The organism is Bacteroides finegoldii DSM 17565 (genome assembly GCF_000156195.1).
Classification (GTDB): domain Bacteria; phylum Bacteroidota; class Bacteroidia; order Bacteroidales; family Bacteroidaceae; genus Bacteroides; species Bacteroides finegoldii.
The window spans coordinates 1-2,174 of the sequence record NZ_GG688341.1; the positions used below are offsets into that span (position 1 = coordinate 1).

General features: G+C 38.4%; 3 protein-coding genes, 1 tRNA gene and 1 pseudogene. 3 read left to right on the forward strand and 2 right to left on the reverse strand.

Annotated elements, in window-relative coordinates:
* Positions 1-170, forward strand: a pseudogene (locus BACFIN_RS22165) (transposase); the annotation flags it as partial.
* Positions 171-278: 108 nt separating this feature from the next.
* Here BACFIN_RS22165 and BACFIN_RS00735 read toward each other — a convergent pair.
* Positions 279-352, reverse strand: a tRNA-Thr gene (locus tag BACFIN_RS00735).
* A gap of 102 nt (positions 353-454) precedes the next feature.
* On the opposite strand from BACFIN_RS00735, the gene BACFIN_RS00730 reads away from it, so the two are divergent.
* Positions 455-1,057 carry a TlpA family protein disulfide reductase gene (locus BACFIN_RS00730; protein ID WP_032839987.1) on the forward strand — a complete coding sequence of 201 codons (603 nt, stop codon included), beginning with the start codon at positions 455-457 and terminating at the stop codon, positions 1,055-1,057.
* A 96-nt stretch (positions 1,058-1,153) separates the two neighbouring features.
* Here BACFIN_RS00730 and BACFIN_RS00725 read toward each other — a convergent pair whose 3' ends face one another.
* On the reverse strand, positions 1,154-1,885 hold the full coding sequence (locus BACFIN_RS00725) for a class I SAM-dependent methyltransferase (protein WP_007758121.1): 732 nt from the start codon (positions 1,883-1,885) through the stop codon (positions 1,154-1,156).
* 96 nt (positions 1,886-1,981) lie between these two features.
* Between BACFIN_RS00725 and BACFIN_RS00720 the strand changes: the two genes are divergently transcribed.
* A complete protein-coding gene (locus BACFIN_RS00720) occupies positions 1,982-2,167 on the forward strand; it encodes a hypothetical protein (protein WP_007758122.1) in 186 nt (61 codons plus the stop codon).
* The last annotated feature ends 7 nt before the right edge of the window (positions 2,168-2,174 follow it).

The following is a 2,174-nucleotide window of genomic DNA, read 5'->3' on the forward strand; positions in this document are numbered from 1 at the left end:
ACGTTCTATACAAACACATTATCTGGATATAATCAATTTCTTTGAAAGGAGGGGCAACCAATGCCGCAGCAGAGTCATTCAATGCTAAAATCAAAGCATTTAGAGCACAGTTCAGAGGAGTAAGAGATAGAGCTTTTTTCTTATATAGACTTGCTAAATTATATGCTTAAATATAGAATCCCTCAGATTGTTACGTTGACCCCAAAAAACTAGAAAAGAATTTTCTTTAATTGAAAAAAGCTGCTTATCGGTATGATAAACAGCTTTTTACTTTGAAGAGCCTCTTGTCGGATTCGAACCAACGACCCCGAGATTACAAATCACGTGCTCTGGCCAACTGAGCTAAAGAGGCGTTATTTTCTTTTGCGGGTGCAAAGGTATGAATTTATTTTAAAAATGCAAATACGTCATGTACTTTTTTTATATTTGCAATCTCACTAATGATTATACGAAGATGAAAAAGAAAATTATGAATGTGTGTGGTATGGCTTTCTTAGCCATAAGTGTATTGGCGTGCTCCGGCCAGAAAAAAGGAGCGACAGATACTGTGGTTTCGGCAGATAGTATAAAAATAATTGCTGATGTAATGACTTCGGAAGCAGATAGTACAGGATATATTGTTCGGGTAGGGGAGATAGCTCCGGATTTTACAATCACACTGACTGATGGAAAACAAATGAGTCTGTCTTCTCTCCGTGGCAAGGTCGTAATGTTGCAGTTTACAGCAAGTTGGTGCGGTGTTTGTCGTAAAGAAATGCCGTTCATAGAAAAAGATATTTGGTTGAAGCATAAAGATAATGCGGAATTTGCATTGATTGGCATTGACCGTGATGAGCCACTTGATAAAGTCCTTGCTTTTGCCAAATCTACCGGAATCACTTATCCGTTGGGATTAGATCCGGGAGCTGATATTTTTGCGAAGTATGCTTTGCGCGACTCTGGAATAACAAGGAACGTATTGATAGATAAAGAGGGAAAAATTGTAAAACTAACTCGTTTGTATAATGAAGAAGAATTTGCTTCTTTGGTGCAAATGATTAATGAAATGCTGAAATAAATAGAGAATTTATAAAAGGGGAATGAGGGTATGTTGAAATGCAAATTTACGCTGATTATGATTCATTACGACATACCCCGTGTTTTTGTGAGTTTTCTAAGCAAGGCTGAGTTTTACGAGGTAATCGTAGTGTTTTCCTTCTTTTACCAATTCAGCCTTGAAACCGTATTCGGAAGCATATAAGTTAAGTGTTTGGAAATCTACATATAACCAGTCGAAAGTATCTCCTTTTATATCCTTATATTGCATCTGAAAATCAATTTCTCCGTAATAATCTCCTGCCAAGTCGATAACTATACTTCCGTCTTCTTCTTCAAAAAGATAACGTAAGTCGCTTGAATCCATCAGTATACACCCTTTAGGACGGAGCATGCGCTTCATTCGTTGAAAGAAATCCGGCATATTGTTTAGTTTTCCGATAATGCCGGAACCATTCATTAGCATTAAAATCGTATCGAACGTCTCATCGAATGTTTCGTCAAACAGATTGGTAAGACGAACATCATTTACCCCACGTTGTTTCATTACTTCGACAGATAGCGGAGAAATATCAATGGCGCATACCTCCTTTTCCATCGCTTGGAGGGCCAAGGCATGACATCCACTTCCTGCTCCTACATCCAATATCCGTCCTGTAGCCATTTCTAAGGCTATGCGTTCCAATGCGGGCATAGATTGAATCGTACGGAATAACTCTTTGACAGGAATTTCATCCTCCTCAAATTGAGAGGAAAATACTCGTAAGCGATCGGCTTTGTGATGATTGAAATAATCATAAATAGCGGCTCCCATCGGATCCCTTTCTGCAGGAAGAATTGTTGTTGCCATTAGTGGTTACGTATTGTTTTGGTTGGCAAAGATAAATAAATCCGTAGAAAAGGATTATATTTGTAGCCGGAAAAGTGAATATTAATAAATGATTGTATGAGTATAGAAGAAGCAATACAGGGCGGAATCGTCTTTAAAGGCAAGAAAGATAAGCCTAAAGAAGAGGAAAAGGTGAAAACGAAAGCGAAGAAGGCAACCTATATTCGTGGACAGCATGGTTCGGGTGCCGCAAAGATGAAAGCGGATATCCGGAGAAAAAGGGCAAATCGACATAAAAAATAAGTCTCTC